Genomic DNA, 15,484 nt, shown 5'->3' on the forward strand with positions numbered 1-15,484 from the left:
TACCGGTCAATACACCGGCCACACGGCAGTGATTCAATACGCAGCCTGACAGTTTGCGCTGTGCCGTGGTCCTTGGCCCTACGAAGGAAGTATTAAATGTCGGCGGCCATGCCGGCTACGGCTTAAATCGACCACCGGATACGTTAAGGTAGCCGGGAATTTCACTCATCACTGGATGACGAAGGACAGCATCATGAGCGATACCTATCAGGCAATTGCCAACTCGCCCGTCGGCAAGGCACTTTTCGGCGCCATTAACCTGCCCATCCCGGTTATTCTGGAGCGCTGGCAGCCCGGCCAGGCTTCCTTTGTATCCGGCCGTGTACTGGTCGGTGCGGCAACCGGCTCCACCGGCGTGGACACCATTTTCAACACGCTGAAAGGCGCACCGGAAGCCAAACTGGCGGTACTGGCCAACACCGCCAGCGCCACCGAGCTGCAGAAGAAAGCCGGCAAGCTGGGCATCGACGCGGACAACTACACCGCCACCCGTGAAGACGAAACCAAATTCAAGGCACTGGTATTCGATGCCACCGGCATCAGCAACACCGAAGAGCTGAAAGCCCTGTGGGACTTCTTCCACCCGGTGATCAAGAAGCTCGACAAGTGTGCCCGGGTGGTGGTTATTGGCCGCACCCCGGAAAAGCAGAGCGGTGCCACCCGTGTCGCCCAGCGCGCCCTGGAAGGCTTCACCCGTTCCGTGGGCAAGGAAATCAAGAAAGGCGCCACCGTGCAGCTGGTGTATGTAGATGAAGGTGCCGAGAAGCAGCTGGCCTCTCCCCTGCACTTCTTCCTGTCGCCCAAGTCCGCCTATGTGTCCGCCCAGATCGTGCGCGTAACCGAAGCCGGTTTCGACGCCAAGAAGTTTGACTGGAACCAGCCGCTGGCCGGCAAAAAAGCTCTGGTCACCGGTGGCTCCCGCGGCATCGGCGCTGCCATCGCCGAAGTCCTGGCCCGTGACGGCGCCACCGTTACCGTGCTGGACATCCCGCCCATGGCCGACGACCTGAACAAGGTCGCCGAGCAGATCGGTGGCGATACCTTGGAGCTGGACATCACCGCCGACGACGCGCCGGAAAAGATCACCGCCAAGGCCAAGGAAATCGGTGGCTATGACGTGGTGGTCCACAACGCCGGTGTCACCCGTGACAAGATGCTGGGCAACATGCCGGAAAAATTCTGGGACATGGTGCTGAACATCAACATCTCCAGCCAGCTGCGTATCAACGAGAAGCTGCTGGCCGAAGGTGGCATGGGTGAAGGTGGCCGCATCATCTCCATCAGCTCCATCGCCGGCATCGCCGGTAACCTGGGCCAGACCAACTACGGCTGCTCCAAGGCCGCCGTGATCGGCATGATCGATGCGTTCAAGGACGAGTACGCCGAGAAAGGCATCACCATCAACGCCGTGGCACCGGGCTTTATCGAGACCCAGATGACCGCTGCCATCCCCTTCACCATCCGTGAAGCGGGCCGCCGCATGAACGCCATGAACCAGGGCGGTCAGCCGGTGGACGTGGCCGAAACCATCGCCTTCTTTGCCAGCCCGGCCTCCCAGGGCCTGACCGGCAACGTGGTGCGCGTGTGTGGTCAGATGCTGCTGGGCGCGTAACACTCGCAGCCTTAAGCCACAAAAAAGCCCCGCCGGGAAACCGGTGGGGCTTTTTTGTGGGCAGCGTTTAACACCGAAGCCGCAGAGCACGGAGGCAATACCGCGCGCAACCCCGGGTGCCCAATCCTCTTGGTGGCTCGCTGTTTCCTGTGTAGAGGTGCGCTTACAAGCAAGGCCCCATCGCCAGCAGGCTGGCTCCTACAGAAAAGAAAGCCACGCCTCCCTCATGGAGAGACCAGAACAAAAAAAGGCCCCGCCAGAGACCTGGCGGGGCCTGTGAATATCCGTCTGCTCTCCCGAGACGGTTTACGTTGTGCTCGTTAAGCCGCTTCCGCCTGCTTGTCGGCTTTTGCCTGTGCTTTCGCCTTGGCCTTGGCGGCGCCGCCCGGCATGTACTGGCGTACATCCCAGAAGAAGTAACGCTTGAGCACACTGGCCGCTTCCTCATCGTTCTGGCGCCAGCCGTACACTTCCGGGCGTTTGGTTTCGATAGCCAAGGTGCCGAATACCAGCCAGTCGTAGATCGCCAGCGTGGACGTCACATTCTTGGCCGAGTTGGGGCCACGGGAATGGTGATGATGGTGCTGGGTCGGGAAAGTCAGCACATGGGCCAGCGCCCACATGGTTTTGCGCACCCAGGCCCACTTGTGGTTATGGAAGTACAGATCCCAGTTCCAGTTCACATGGGTCTGCGCCGCCCAGAAGCCCTTGATCGCGGTGCCCAGCAGGAACACATCCACCAGGCCCAGGTACAGGCACAGCAGCTGGAAGGTGTAGTTGGGCATGATGAACCACCAGGCCCAGCCGTTCACAAAGGTCTGGGTGACAGACAATTCGCCCTTGTTGTCCTGGCCACCGACGATGTGGTGGGGACGATGGCTCATCTTGTACAACGCCTGCACCCACTGCAGTACCCGGCTTTTAGGCCGGCGGGCATGGGCAAATAGATGGAAAGAGCCGTGAATGAACTCTTCAATGCAGAAGTACACGATCAGCGTGGGGATAAAGTAGTCCTTTTCCAGCCAGGCCAGCGAACCGGCACTGCCCGGGAACAGGTGACTGAGACCGAAGGTCAGGGCCAGCAGTACCAGCGGGCGCTGAATGGCGATCATCACGAAAGTGGCCAGGAAAGCCACTTTCCAGTCCTGTTTGGTCTTGCGACCGTTTTTTGTCCGGCCAACGATCAGTTCCCAGATGGCACTGATGATCACGAAGGCCGTGACAAGAAAGGTGAGTTTCTGATCCATTGTTATTCTCCCGAGGGGTTGTTGCTGCTGTAACGCACCCCTCGACCATAAACAGGCCGTATTCCCATGCCCAATTGATATTTGATATAACTAATATCCATGAAGCTGAATTTACGAAGTGTCGATCTCAACCTGCTACCGGTGTTCAACGCCATCATGGAGGCCGGCCAGCTGTCCCGGGCCGCCGAGGCCCTGGGCATGAGTCAGCCGGCCATCAGCGCCGCCCTGCAACGGCTGCGCCATACCCTGGGGGATGAACTGTTCGTGCGGACCCGGCAAGGCATGCAGCCCACCCCCAGAGCCCTGGAGCTGCACCCACTGATCCGCGAGCACCTGGACGGCCTGCGCGATGTGCTCGACCCGGGCAACCGTTTCAACCCGGCCACCAGCGAGCGGCACTTCCGCCTGCTGAGCGTGGATTACTTCGAGATGGTAGTGCTGCCCGGCCTGCTTAAACGGCTGCGCGAGCGGGCCCCCCACATCGTGCTGGAAGTGACGGTGGCCGACGACCGCATGGGCGATGCCCTGCACAAGGCCGAGGCGGATCTGGCCATCGACGCTTTTATACCCGAGGATCCCAAGCTCGCCCGCCAGGTACTGCTGGCGGAGCCGCTGGTGGTGATCGCCCGACAGGGCCACCCGGTACTGCGTGGCAAATGCAGCAAACAGGCCTTTCTGGAGGCCGAACATGTGGTGCTGCCGGATCGTAACCGGCGCCTGCCGCTGGATCAGATCCTGCAGGAACCGGGCTGGCAACGGCGCACCGGGGTGCGCGTGACGCAGTTCTCCAGCATGCTGGCTGCCTGCAGCCACTCGGACATGATCGCCACGGTGCCGCGCCGCCTGGCACAACAATACGGCCCGGCCATGGGCCTGCAGATTCTGCCGTTTCCGGCGGATCTGCCGCCGGTCCCCATCTTCATGCTCTGGTCACCGGCCCAGGAACGGGACCCGGCCCACCAGTGGCTGCGCGAACTGCTGATGGAAGAGGCGGCCCAACACCCTTGAAACCTTTGTGCGCCATCGCCATCTAACTCTTACACGCATGCAACGACAGGTTACCCCCATGGGTTTTGGTCGTATTTTCTTCTTCATCTTCGGATTTGCCCTGCTGGAAGTGCTGGTACTGGCCAAGGTGGCCGGCCTGATTGGCTGGCCGATCACCATTGTGCTGGTGGTCACTACCGCCTTGCTGGGCAGCTTTCTGTTTCGTCGCCAGGGGCTGGACACCTGGATGCGCCTCAATCAGCGCCTGCAACAGGGTGAAATGCCGGGACGGGAAATGGTGGAAGGCATGATGCTGCTGCTTGGCGGCGCCTTGCTGATTACCCCGGGCTTCATCACCGACGCGGTGGGTTTCAGCCTGCTGCTGCCCGGCTCACGCCGCTGGCTGGCCAACAAGGTGATCGAACGCGGCACCCTGCAGGCCATGGCCGGTAACGGCAATGTCTTTGTCTATCGTCAACAATGGAGCGCCGGCCACGCCGAGCCGGGCCGCCCGGGCGGCACAGCCCGCCCCAACCGGGATGGCGGCATCACCATTGACGGCAACGCCACCCGCACCGACCGCTAGGCGGATTCCGGCAACGCATCGTCCAGGCTGTCATCCTCGATGACTTCGCCGGCCTGCCAGCGACGCAGCACGGATAGCTCCACCACCCGGGTGCCGGGGATCTGGTCATGCCAGCAGATACGGCCACGGGTGAAAATGGAAAATGCCTCGAATGGAATCAGCCGGCACAGGGTACGGGCCAGCACCTTGCCAGGCCCGACCCGCTGCCCCTGGGCATCAGTCACCAGGGTGCCAGTCACCAGCTTGCCCAGGGTGCGACCGAACAGGGATTCCAGCACCAGGTAATAGACCAGCAGGCTGGCCAGCCCCAGCAGAAAATCCGGGACACCGAGCAGACTCTGCATCAGCCCCTCGGCTTCCAGCATGCTGAGGACGAAAAATACCGCCATCACCAGTCCGATCTGGGCCACGTAATCGATCAGATAGTTGAAAAGCCGGCGCCAGCGCCCTGCCGCCGGCAAGGGCCCCTGTTCTTCATGGGCCCGGTGGTCGATCAGCACCGCCGACTGGGGCGCCCTGTAAATCGCATCGGATGAGGGGGTGTTTTCGGGCTTGTCCTGTTCCATGGTCCGCTCCTTGTGCCAGTCCCTGGCCACTGCAAAAACCTGAGTATAGCAACCGGCCCATTCGCTGCCAGACCGTTCACGCTGTTAAACTGCGCGTCCGTTTTTTTGTCGCCCCCGGAGCCCACCGTGTCCACGTTTCTCAATCCGGTGGTCCTGTCAGTGCTGGTGCTGATGGGCCTGTCCCTGGCACGCCTGAATGTGGTACTCGCTCTGCTCTGCGCTGCCCTGGTGGCCGGCCTGGCCAGCCATCTGACTCTGGCCCAGACCCTGGATGCCTTTAGCGGCGGCCTGGGCGACGGCGCCAACATTGCTCTCAGCTATGCCCTGCTGGGCGCCTTTGCCGTGGCCATTGCCCGCTCCGGCATGACCGAATGGCTGGCCGGACGCATCATCCGCCGACTGGGCGGCCACCCGGCCCCCGGGCAGCTGCGCCGGGTCCGCAACCTGATCATTATCGTGTTGCTGGTGGCGGCCATCAGCAGCCAGAATATCGTGCCCATCCACATCGCTTTTATCCCGATTCTGGTGCCGCCATTGCTCGGCGTCATGAGCCGTTTGCGACTGGACCGCCGGCTGGCCGCCTGTGTGCTGACCTTCGGGCTGATTACCCCCTATATGGTGCTGCCGGTAGGTTTTGGCGGCATATTCCTGCATATCCAGCTGGGCCCCAGCCTGGAACGCGCCGGCCTCAGTCTGCCGGCCGATCAACTGCCCATCGCCATGCTGATTCCCGGTGCCGGCATGGTGCTGGGACTGCTGCTGGCCCTGCTGCGCTACCGCAAGCCCCGCGACTATCGCCCGGTGGAATTACCCGGTGAAGAACAGCACGCCAGGCTGTCCAGGCGTAACGTGATCGTTGCCGTGGTCGCCCTGGCCTCGGCGCTGGCGTTACAGCTCTATGCCGACTCCATGATTCTCGGCGCGCTGGCCGGGTTTCTGATCTTTACCGCCGGCGGTGTGGTGCCATGGAAAGAATCCCAGGATGCCTTTACCCAGGGGGTCAAGATGATGTCGCTGATCGGCTTCATCATGATCGCCGCCAACGGCTATGCCGCCGTGGTGGAAGCCGGCCATCAGGTACCCGCCCTGGTGGCGGCGGTCACCGGCAACCTGCACAGCGGGCCACTGGCCGCTGCCGTGTTGCTGCTGCTGGGCCTGTTCGTGACACTGGGAATTGGCTCTTCCTTCTCCACCATCCCCATCATCACCACCCTCTATGTGCCACTGTGCGTGGCGCTGGGCTTTTCACCGCTGGCCACCGCCGCCCTGGTGGGTAGTGCCGCGGCGCTCGGTGATGCCGGCTCGCCGGCCTCCGACTCCACCCTGGGCCCCACCGCCGGACTCAACGCGGACGGCCAGCACGACCATATTCGCGATACCGTGATTCCCACCTTCCTTCACTACAATCTGCCCCTGCTGGCCGCCGGCTGGCTGGCGGCCATGGTGCTTTAGCGCTGCCGGGCCAGTGCCACTTGCCGGGCAATCAGAAACAGCGGGAACATGACGCTCACCGCAATGCCCATGGACAGCACGATATAAAGCCAGACAAAACGGATGCCCAGCCGCCGGGCTTCATGAACCATGAAGATAAAGCCGGCCAGGCAGTAAAGCAGGATATCGTTGGCAATGGAGGCCGACGCGTGGTTCACATAAAGCGCCAGAATGAAGCTGGTGGCCCCGCGGTTTTCCGGCTGGGCCATGAAGGCCAGGTTATGGGTCCAGGTTGCCACCAGCGCAATGGCCGCGATGGCCCCGTAGACCCCGCAGAGAATCTTTTCGTTCCGTGTCATCATTGTTGCTCTCCCGACAGGCAATCACCGGCCCGGACAAAAAACGCCCGGGCCTGTGATTGAAAGAGAAAACGCCGATGACGGCAAATGAGGAAAGGTCCTTCCCTGATTGATAAGGTCAAGAGAGGCCCTGTGCCCGGTTACTTCTGGGCGACCCCGGTACACTGAAAGTGGGTGTTGACCTGCCAGCTGATGCAATCGCCGCCTTCCGTCTTGCTGGTGCAAACTGTTTCCGGTTTACCGGACGGCACCGCCCCTGTATATCCCCAGCTCTGGCATTTGCCCGCGGCGGTCTGCAAGCCCTGCTGCACGTCCAGCGTCGGCTTCTGCATCACGTTGTAGTTGAACGACAGCACCACATCACCGTTCTTCTGGTTACCATCGGAAACCTGCATGGGGCCGGCGGCCATGCAACCGGACAGCAACGTAACGGCCATAATGGCGAGATATTTTTTCATAACCAACTCCAAGGCTTGGGCAAAAGGTCTACTCTAGAGAAACCGTAGCAATGCTCAAGGCTGATATGCAGGAACCCATTGTTCCCTGAAATGATTACTGCAGAAAAATTGGCGAGTTGACATAAAAGTACAGTATTTTCCACTGCCCCTCTCTCTTGATAAGCCGGGTGGTAATCTTGGCGTGGCCATGTTCAAACTCTGCGTCAGAGACATACTGTGCGGTAACCGTATTGGGCCCGCCCAGGTTGAGTGAAATATGCGCTTCGCCCTGGCCTGGTGAATATTCTTGCAAGCCCCCCAAGGCGGACAGCTTATCCATTAGCCTGTGAATCTGCTCTTTGTTCGCGGCAGCAAGCAACTCAGGTGACGCCCTTGTTATCAAGGCATCGGAAGACCATGAAGAGAGGATCGCCGGGATATTATTATCCACATAGGTTTCGCTTTCACTGTCCAGCGGTGGGCCCACAAAGAAAGCCATATAGGCAATGATGACGCCGACAACAAGAATGAAGGCAACAAAAAGACCACCAACCCACATCAATATTTTTTTCATCGCACCCCCCGGTACCCCGCCTTTTTTTGCTGACGAAAACCGCGCTGGCCATACATCAGCGTGACTGAATTGACGGTACCGGAAGCGGCCACACTTTTCTGTAAGCCATCGCCCACATGTTGAATATCGATTCAGACGGACAACCGAAACAGGAGGGTGTCAGCGGGATTCTGCGCACAAAAAAGGCGCCATAGGCGCCTTTTCTTTCCCTGGAGGCGTTAGCGCCCTCAGTCACTCATGGCATCTTCTTCGGCTTTCAGTTTGCGGTATTCGATCGGCGTCATGCCCACCCAGCGCTTGAAGGCACGGTAGAAGGTGGAGGGTTCGGAGAACCCGGTGAGATAAACGATTTCGTCGATGGACTCTTCGGTGCCGGCCAGCAGGCGTTTGGCCAGTCGACAGCGGTAGTCGGCCACCAGCTGGTTGAAGTTGGTACCGGCATCGGCCAGACGGGTGCGCAGCTGGCGGGCCTTGATGCCCAGGCGCTCGGCCACTTCCTCCAGGTTGGCATGGCCGGATTCCAGCAGTTCGCCGATCAGGCGGTTGACCTGGGCGACCAGATCCTGCTTCTCCAGGCGGGCAACCTGCTCGCTGGCCAGCTGTTCGTGCAGGCGCAGCAACTCCGGCTCGTGGTGGGCGGAGGACAGGTTCATGACGCTGGCATCGAAGTACATGCCCACGGACGGCATGTCGAACTTCACCGGGCAGTCAAACAGGCGCTGGTATTCTTCCTGGTCCGCATGGCGGCTGTGGCCAAAGTGCACTTCCAGCGGCTCGAAGGCGCCGTCGGTGACGAAGCGGAAGAATTTGATGACGCCCATCATCATGCATTCGTTGAGATGGTTGAGCCGCGGGCTCCAGATCATCTGCTTGAGGAAGACACGATCGCCCTCTTCGAACAGTTCGCCCTGGGCGGCATCGGAAAGCAGGCGCTGGTAATCCAGGGCTCGCTTGAGGCCTTCACCGAAGGTGGGACTGGAAAGGAACAGGTATTCCAGCACCTGGCCCTTGTAGACCGGCATATGGCTGCCCAGATGCAGGCCGATATGATCATCCCCGGAGACTTTCTCCAGTGCCTGCCAGAACCATTCCTGAGCGTCGTGGGGGGTGCGCAGGTCCTGTACCTGCAATATGGATTTATCCAGCCCGACTTCCGCCAACACGGCATCGGCATCAATACCGGCGCTTAACATGGCCTTGTAGGCCATCCGCAACATCACGCCGGAATCTGTCATTTCTGCCATGCTTTCGCCTTGCCCCTCAATGCATCCAGTGCAAATGTACAATCCGCTGAGAGTAGCACAAGGCTGGCGGTGCCGGAACCTGAGAAGGGCCCGTTAACGGGCCCTTGTGTTGAGGTATCAGGCGGCTTTGCGGCTGATCGGGACCTGCTCACCGGTAGGTGCCGGTTTTTTGTTCAACACGGTGGCCAGGGTGCCCTTGCCACCGCCCTTGCGTTTGCCCGGCAGGGCCAGCTTGAAGATCCGCTTCCAGACGCTGAACGACTGCTTGAAGAACGGGCCGGTGTTATACGGCAGGCCGTATTTCTCGCAGATGGCACGGACTTCCGGGGAGATTTTGGCGTAGCGGTGAGCCGGCAGATCAGGGAACAGATGGTGCTCGATCTGGAAGCTCAGGTTGCCGCTCATCAGGTGCATCAGCGGGCCACCCTCGAAGTTGGCGGAGCCGAGCATCTGGCGCACGTACCACTGGCCACGGGTCTCGTTCTCGATCACCGATTCGGGGAACTGCTCCACCTCTTCCGGGAAGTGACCATTGTAGATCACCTGGGAAGACCACAGGTTGCGGGCCAGGTTGGCGGTCACGTTACCGGCAAACACGAACGGGAAGAACGGGCCGGCCAGGGCCGGGAACAGCAGGTAGTCCTTGAACAGCTGCTTGCGCATCTTCTTCCAGGTCGGCTTGAACTCGGCCTTCACCTCTTCCTTGGTCTTGGTCTTGTAGATCAGGTAGTCCTCGAGCTTGAGGCTCTGAACCGCCACGAAGTGCTGGAAGAAGGTGGCCAGCACACCGGCCAGAATCGGGTTGAGCAAAAAGCGCGGCTCCCATTCCTGGTCTTCGGACATGCGCAGGATGCCGTAACCAATGTCATGGTCCTTGTCGAGCACGTTGGTAAAGGTGTGATGTTCGTAGTTGTGGGTGTGCTTCCAGGCCTTGCTGGTACAGGTATTGTCCCAGTCAAAGGTCTGGGAGTTGATGGCCGGATCACCCATCCAGTCGTACTGGCCGTGCATGACGTTGTGACCGATCTCCATGTTGTCGATGATCTTGGAGGCGGACAGACAGGCCACACCGGCCAGCCAGGCCGGCGGCAGGAAGCCGGCCATCAGCAGGCCACGACCGGCCACTTCCAGCTGACGCTGACGTTTGATCAGGGTGCGGATGTACTTGGCATCTTTCTCGCCAAGATCAGCAATTTCACGGTTACGGATGGCATCCAGCTCACGGCCGATGCTGTCAAACTGTTCTGCGGTAAGGCTGTTGAAAATGCTCATGATTGTCTCTCCTTGGCCTTCCTGATTCAGATATCCAGCGTCACGGTACCCACGGGCACGCTGACGCAGAGTTGAATGTCCTGTTCGTCGCCACTGCTGACCTTGCCGGTGCGCAGGTCACGGACCTGGCCACTGGTCTTGCGGCAGGTGCAGCTGTAGCAAATGCCCATGCGACAGCCGGATTCCGGCTTGAGGCCGGCAGCTTCCGCCTGCTCCAGCAGGTTGGCGCCATTGTTGGTCACCAGCGTCTCGCTGCGTGCGAAGCGCACCTCGCCTTCGGCGCTGTCGCTGTCCACCTGGGGGGCGGCCAGGGTGAAGTGTTCCTTGTTGAGCCGGTGGTCGAGCCCCTCTTCATCCCACAGGGCTTCCACGGCGGCCATCATCGGCGGCGGACCACACAGGAAGGTGTCCGCGTCAGCGTAGTCAGGCACGGCCTCAAGCAGGTGCTCGCGGCAGAAAAGCCCGGACAGTTCGCCGGCGGTGTCACCACCGTTGAAGCAGCGCACCAGCTCCACGTTGTCGTGACGGGCAGCGATCTCGGCCAGCTCGTCGGCATAGATCATGTCTTCGGCACGGTTGGCATAGTGCAGAAAGGTGATCTTGCCACTGTGGCCCTCGTCACAGAGGGTGCGCAGCATGGCCATCACCGGGGTGATGCCGCTGCCGCCACTGATCAGCAGTACCCGCTCCGGACGGTTGGCCGGCAGGGCAAATTCGCCCCCGGACTGGGACAGACTCACCACCTGGCCGGCCTGCATCTGCTCACGCAGGTAGCGGGAAACAAAGCCGTTGGCATGGGCCTTGGCGGTCAGCTCGATGGTGCCGTCGCCGTTATGTACGGAGTTGGCCGGGGAGTAACAACGGGTATGACGCACGCCGTCGATTTCCACGGTCAGCTGGACAAACTGGCCGGGGATAAAACCCTGCCAGTGCTGATTGGGCCGCAGGGTCAGAGTGACGCTGTCGGCGGTCAGGTGTTGTACCTGCTCCACCCGGGCACGGACTTCCCCGGTGGACCACATCGGGTTCATCACTTCCAGATAGCGGTCGACGCCATGGGGGTAGCTCAGTACCTGGGCGACCCGCGAGCGCAGTACGCGCTGAACGCCGGAGTGAAAACGGGATGCTTGTGTTTGTGTCTGCTGCATGGGAGTCTCTCCCCTGATGTGAACAGTTGTACGCATTATTCATAGCCACCCATTCCCAGTCAACACCTGTTCACAAAAATATTTATTGGCCTTTTATATCAATAAGTTATATATCCAGATAGCGGTGCATTTGCATCACAAGCCCAAGACAAGGAGAATTTGCAGCGTCATTTGGAAGAAGCCCGCCCATGAGCAAAGACACCGCCAGCAAATCGCGTCGCCCAAAACGCGGCCAGACCCGTGAGGCCCTGATGGAGGCCGCGCTGGATCTGGTGATAAAGAAAGGCCCGTTTTCGTCGTTGAGTCTGCGTGAGGTCACCAAGAAGGCCGGCGTCGTGCCCACGGCCTTTTACCGGCACTTCCCGGACATGAGTGCTCTGGGCCTGACACTGCTGGATGAGTCATTCCGATCCCTGCGCCAGATGATGCGCCAGGTCCGTCAGGAAGAGCTGCCCACCGAGCGCATGATCCGTGGTTCCATGGAGATCTACTTCAACTATGTGCGCGACAACCGTGCCCACTTCCTGTTTGTGGCCAAGGAACTGTACGGTGGCACGCCCACCATGCGCAGTGCCATCCGCCGTGAGATCCGCCTGTTCACCAGTGAGCTGGCCATGGACATGGCGCGCTTCCCGTTTCTCAACCAGATCAATGCCGAAGACCTGCAGATGATGGCCGCTCTGGTGGTCAACAATGTCACCGCCCTCACCCAGGAAATGCTGGAACTGGAAGAAGAAGACCTGACCGGCCAGCGTGACGTGCTGATCACCGCCGAAAAGCAACTGCGCCTGATCTACTTCGGGGTCGGCATGTGGCGCTCCAACAAGGCCAGTCGCTAGCCTTCCACGCCTTTGTTTAAAGGCAACACCTTCCCGTCGGTACGGCCAATAGCGCGGCTGTACCGCTGCTCTATACTGCCTGCACAAACGGTTTCCCAACCGCAGAATTCCGGACGGACAAGGATCGAGTAATGAGTGAGGTGAAATTCCGCGAGCTGCGCAATGCCCCGCCGATGGTAGTGAACTTTGCCAAGGCCGTGCTGCGTGCCAACGTCAAACCCGGCAACAACCCGACCCTGCCGGAAGTGGGCCTGCGCCTGAACGATGTGGGCCTGGACGCCAAGCATCTGGCGGCCTACCGCAAGGTGTGCGGCTTCGCCGCTGATGGCAAACTGCCGGTGACCTACCCGCACATGCATGCCTTCCCGCTGCATATGGCGCTGATCCTGGAAAACGATTTCCCGTTCCCGGCCATGGGCCTGGTGCATGTGCGCAACAGCATCACCCAGTATCGCCCCATCGCCGAGCGCGAACAGCTCAACATCAAGTGCTACCTGGGCAACCTGACCAAGGTGGACAAGGGCTACGAGTTCTCCATTTTCACCAGCATCAGCACCGGCGGCGAGCGCGTCTGGGAAAGCGAATCGGTGAACTTCTTCCGCAGCGGTGGTGGCAGCAAGGGCAAGAAGAAGGAAGCGCCCAAGCCCGAGCCGGCCACCGATACCGTAGAATGGAAGGTTCCCGGCGATATCGGCCGTCGCTACGGCGCCGTATCCGGTGACCGTAACCCGATTCACCTGTATCCGCTGTCCGCCAAACTGTTCGGCTTCAAGCGCCAGATCGCCCATGGCATGTGGTCCAAGGCCCGCTGCCTGGCCGAGCTGCAAAGCCAGCTGCCTGCGGAAGCCTTCAGCGTGGATGTGCAGTTCAAGCTGCCCATGTTCGTGCCCGCCACCGTCAAGTTCGAGAACAAGCCGACCGACGGCGGCAGCGACTTCCGCCTGCTGGCCAAGGACGGCATCAAGCCGCACCTGGCCGGCCAGATCCGGACCCTGGGCGAATAACGCCGGGGATCACCAGGGCGGCAGCGGCCAACCGGTCTCTGCCGCCCTGGCGCTTTGCCCACTGCCCGCCTGTAGCACCACCACCGCCGCTGAATTACACTCGCTTCCCATGCGAGACGATAGCCGGCATTACCTTTCCCTGTTCCTGGACGACACGCCCCTGATGGACGTGCGTGCCCCGGTGGAATTCACCAAGGGCGCCTTCCCCAACGCCACCAACCTGCCCCTGATCAACGACGACGAACGCCACCGTATCGGCATCTGCTACAAGCAGCACGGCCAACAAGCGGCCATTGATCTGGGTAATGCCCTGGTGTGCGGCGAGGTCCGCGAACAACGCATGCAAGCCTGGCAGGCATGGTGGCAGGCCAACCCTCACGGCTACCTGTACTGCTTCCGCGGTGGCCTGCGCAGCCAGACCACCCAGGCCTGGTTGCGCGAAAGCGGTGTGGATGCCCCCCTGGTGCAGGGCGGCTACAAGGCCATGCGCCGCTTTCTGCTGGAAAGCCTTGAGCAGAGCATCGCTGCCCTGCCCTGGCAGGTGCTGTGTGGGCGTACCGGCTGCGCCAAGACCCGCGTCATTGAGCAGCTGGATAACAGCGTGGACCTGGAGGGCCTGGCCCACCACCGTGGTTCCGCCTTTGGCCGGCGACCGGGCGGCCAGCCGGGCCAGATCGATTTCGAGAATGCCCTGTCCGTGGCCTTGCTCAAACTCCGCCAGCACACGCCCTCGGCGGTGATTGTGGAAGACGAGAGCAAACTGATCGGCCGCTGCCATGTGCCCTTCCCGTTACAGGACAAGATCAAACAATCCCCCCGGGTGATCATCGAGGAAACCCTGGATGCCCGGGTGCAGACCACACTGGAAGACTATGTCATCGGCCCGCGCCAGGAATATGCAGCGGTCTACGGCGAGCAACAGGCTCAGCAGCGGCTCGGGGACGCCTTGCTCGATGCCCTCGACCGTATACGCCGCCGGCTGGGCGGTGCCCGCCATCAGGCACTGCGCGCCCGGTTGGAACAGGCCCTGGCCGAGCAACAACGCAGCGGCCAGGTGGATGGCCACCGCCAGTGGATCCTGCCATTGCTGCGCGATTACTACGATCCCATGTACGACTACATGCTGCAGCATCGCCAGGGCACGGTGCTGTTCCAGGGTAACCGTGATGACGTGCTGGCCTGGTTGCGTGACAACAGGGCAATCGAACACTGAACCTCTTATAATTACCCCGTTTCCGCATCTGGCCGGGCCTGCGGAAGCCGGCATCAAACAAGCCCGGTATGACTCCCCATTGAACGGAGACAACAATGCGTCTGAAAACCTTGCTGACAGCGGCGGCGGCCCTGTTGCTGGTGGCCTGCGGCCAGCAGAAAACCGACACCTTCACCTTCACCGCCATCCCCGATCAGGATGAAACCCAGTTGGTCAAACGTTTTGGCGGCATTGCTGATTACCTGGAAGAAAAGCTGGGCGTGCCGGTGAAATACGTACCGGTGAAATCCTATGCCGCCGCCATCACCGCCTTCCGCAACAATGAAGTGCAGATGGCCTGGTTCGGCGGCCTGTCCGGCGTTCAGGCCCGTCGTCTGGTGCCCGGCTCCCAGGCCATCGCCCAGGGCCAGGAAGATACGGCCTTCAAGAGCTATTTCATTGCCAACACCAGCACCGGCCTCACCCGCAGCGATACCCTGCCGGATGCCTTTGTCGAGCAACCTTCGTTTACCTTCGGGTCCAAGGGCAGCACCTCCGGGCGCCTGATGCCGGAATTCTACCTGCGTCAGCGTTTCGGCCAGGCCCCCGACGCCCTGTTCGACAAGGTCGGCTTCAGTGGTGACCACAGCCGTACCATTGCGCTGGTGCAAAGCGGTGCCTACGCCACTGGCGCGGTCAACTATGCGGTCTGGGACCGGGAACTGAAGGAAGGCAAGATCGACACCAGCAAGGTACGCGTGATCTGGGAAACACCCACCTACCCGGATTACCACTGGACACTGCGTGGCGACGTGGACAAGCGCTTTGGCAAAGGATTCAGTGCCCAGGTCACCGATGCCCTGATCAACCTGCATGACCGGAAACTGCTGGATGTGTTCCCGCGCAGTCAGTTCGTACCGGCCAGCAACGATGACTACCAACCGATCGAGAAAACCGCCACCGCCATCGGCCTGCTGGACTGACAG

At 60.8% G+C, this 15,484-nt stretch carries 16 protein-coding genes; 8 read left to right on the top strand and 8 right to left on the bottom strand.

Annotated features, from left to right (window positions below):
* Window positions 1-193: 193 nt before the first annotated feature.
* Window positions 194-1,612 (top strand): 3-oxoacyl-ACP reductase, encoded by a 1,419-nt coding sequence (locus tag A11A3_RS01800; protein ID WP_040296600.1) that lies wholly within the window; start codon window positions 194-196, stop codon window positions 1,610-1,612.
* A 320-nt stretch (window positions 1,613-1,932) separates the two neighbouring features.
* Here the strand turns inward: A11A3_RS01800 and A11A3_RS01805 are convergent, their stop codons facing one another.
* Window positions 1,933-2,859, bottom strand: a complete 927-nt coding sequence (locus tag A11A3_RS01805; protein WP_008927551.1) for a sterol desaturase family protein — start codon at window positions 2,857-2,859, stop codon at window positions 1,933-1,935.
* Between the two features lie 99 nt (window positions 2,860-2,958).
* Here A11A3_RS01805 and A11A3_RS01810 point away from each other — a divergent pair, with 99 nt between their 5' ends.
* On the top strand, window positions 2,959-3,867 hold the full coding sequence (locus A11A3_RS01810) for a LysR substrate-binding domain-containing protein (protein ID WP_008927552.1): 909 nt from the start codon (window positions 2,959-2,961) through the stop codon (window positions 3,865-3,867).
* Window positions 3,868-3,925: 58 nt separating this feature from the next.
* Complete coding sequence (locus A11A3_RS01815; RefSeq protein ID WP_008927553.1) at window positions 3,926-4,432, top strand: FxsA family protein; 507 nt, start codon at window positions 3,926-3,928, stop codon at window positions 4,430-4,432.
* On the opposite strand, the gene A11A3_RS01820 is transcribed toward A11A3_RS01815, so the two are convergent.
* Window positions 4,429-4,998 carry an RDD family protein gene (locus A11A3_RS01820; RefSeq protein WP_008927554.1) on the bottom strand — a complete coding sequence of 190 codons (570 nt, stop codon included), beginning with the start codon at window positions 4,996-4,998 and terminating at the stop codon, window positions 4,429-4,431. The two genes, A11A3_RS01815 and A11A3_RS01820, sit on opposite strands and share 4 nt — an antisense overlap.
* Window positions 4,999-5,124: 126 nt before the next feature.
* On the opposite strand from A11A3_RS01820, the gene A11A3_RS01825 reads away from it, so the two are divergent.
* Window positions 5,125-6,450 (top strand): Na+/H+ antiporter family protein, encoded by a 1,326-nt coding sequence (locus A11A3_RS01825; protein ID WP_008927555.1) that lies wholly within the window; start codon window positions 5,125-5,127, stop codon window positions 6,448-6,450.
* On the opposite strand, the gene A11A3_RS01830 is transcribed toward A11A3_RS01825, so the two are convergent.
* From A11A3_RS01830 to A11A3_RS01855, 6 genes are all read right to left on the bottom strand, one after another.
* Window positions 6,447-6,791 (bottom strand): DUF2834 domain-containing protein, encoded by a 345-nt coding sequence (locus A11A3_RS01830; protein ID WP_008927556.1) that lies wholly within the window; start codon window positions 6,789-6,791, stop codon window positions 6,447-6,449. The two genes, A11A3_RS01825 and A11A3_RS01830, sit on opposite strands and share 4 nt — an antisense overlap.
* Before the next feature lie 137 nt (window positions 6,792-6,928).
* The gene (gene yecR / locus A11A3_RS01835; RefSeq protein ID WP_008927557.1) at window positions 6,929-7,246 is read right to left on the bottom strand and encodes a YecR family lipoprotein; all 318 of its coding nucleotides are present in this window, start codon (window positions 7,244-7,246) and stop codon (window positions 6,929-6,931) included.
* 94 nt (window positions 7,247-7,340) lie between these two features.
* The gene (locus tag A11A3_RS01840) at window positions 7,341-7,799 is read right to left on the bottom strand and encodes a hypothetical protein (protein ID WP_008927558.1); all 459 of its coding nucleotides are present in this window, start codon (window positions 7,797-7,799) and stop codon (window positions 7,341-7,343) included.
* Window positions 7,800-8,026: 227 nt separating this feature from the next.
* The gene (locus tag A11A3_RS01845; protein WP_008927559.1) at window positions 8,027-9,043 is read right to left on the bottom strand and encodes an AraC family transcriptional regulator; all 1,017 of its coding nucleotides are present in this window, start codon (window positions 9,041-9,043) and stop codon (window positions 8,027-8,029) included.
* A gap of 117 nt (window positions 9,044-9,160) precedes the next feature.
* The gene (locus tag A11A3_RS01850) at window positions 9,161-10,315 is read right to left on the bottom strand and encodes a fatty acid desaturase family protein (protein ID WP_008927560.1); all 1,155 of its coding nucleotides are present in this window, start codon (window positions 10,313-10,315) and stop codon (window positions 9,161-9,163) included.
* A gap of 26 nt (window positions 10,316-10,341) precedes the next feature.
* Window positions 10,342-11,463, bottom strand: coding sequence for a ferredoxin reductase (locus A11A3_RS01855; RefSeq protein WP_008927561.1), 1,122 nt, complete (start codon window positions 11,461-11,463; stop codon window positions 10,342-10,344).
* 188 nt (window positions 11,464-11,651) lie between these two features.
* On the opposite strand from A11A3_RS01855, the gene A11A3_RS01860 reads away from it, so the two are divergent.
* The 4 genes from A11A3_RS01860 to A11A3_RS01875 all read left to right on the top strand — a co-directional run bounded on the left by A11A3_RS01860 (window position 11,652) and on the right by A11A3_RS01875 (window position 15,481).
* Complete coding sequence (locus tag A11A3_RS01860; protein ID WP_008927562.1) at window positions 11,652-12,302, top strand: TetR family transcriptional regulator; 651 nt, start codon at window positions 11,652-11,654, stop codon at window positions 12,300-12,302.
* A 131-nt stretch (window positions 12,303-12,433) separates the two neighbouring features.
* Window positions 12,434-13,306 carry a MaoC family dehydratase gene (locus tag A11A3_RS01865; protein WP_008927563.1) on the top strand — a complete coding sequence of 291 codons (873 nt, stop codon included), beginning with the start codon at window positions 12,434-12,436 and terminating at the stop codon, window positions 13,304-13,306.
* A 109-nt stretch (window positions 13,307-13,415) separates the two neighbouring features.
* Entirely contained in the window at window positions 13,416-14,519 is a 1,104-nt protein-coding gene (gene mnmH / locus A11A3_RS01870; RefSeq protein WP_008927564.1) for a tRNA 2-selenouridine(34) synthase MnmH, read from the top strand.
* Between the two features lie 95 nt (window positions 14,520-14,614).
* Window positions 14,615-15,481 carry a putative selenate ABC transporter substrate-binding protein gene (locus A11A3_RS01875; RefSeq protein ID WP_008927565.1) on the top strand — a complete coding sequence of 289 codons (867 nt, stop codon included), beginning with the start codon at window positions 14,615-14,617 and terminating at the stop codon, window positions 15,479-15,481.
* Window positions 15,482-15,484: the final 3 nt, after the last annotated feature.

It is taken from the genome of Alcanivorax hongdengensis A-11-3, from assembly GCF_000300995.1.
In the GTDB taxonomy this organism is placed as follows: Bacteria; Pseudomonadota; Gammaproteobacteria; order Pseudomonadales; family Alcanivoracaceae; genus Alcanivorax; species Alcanivorax hongdengensis.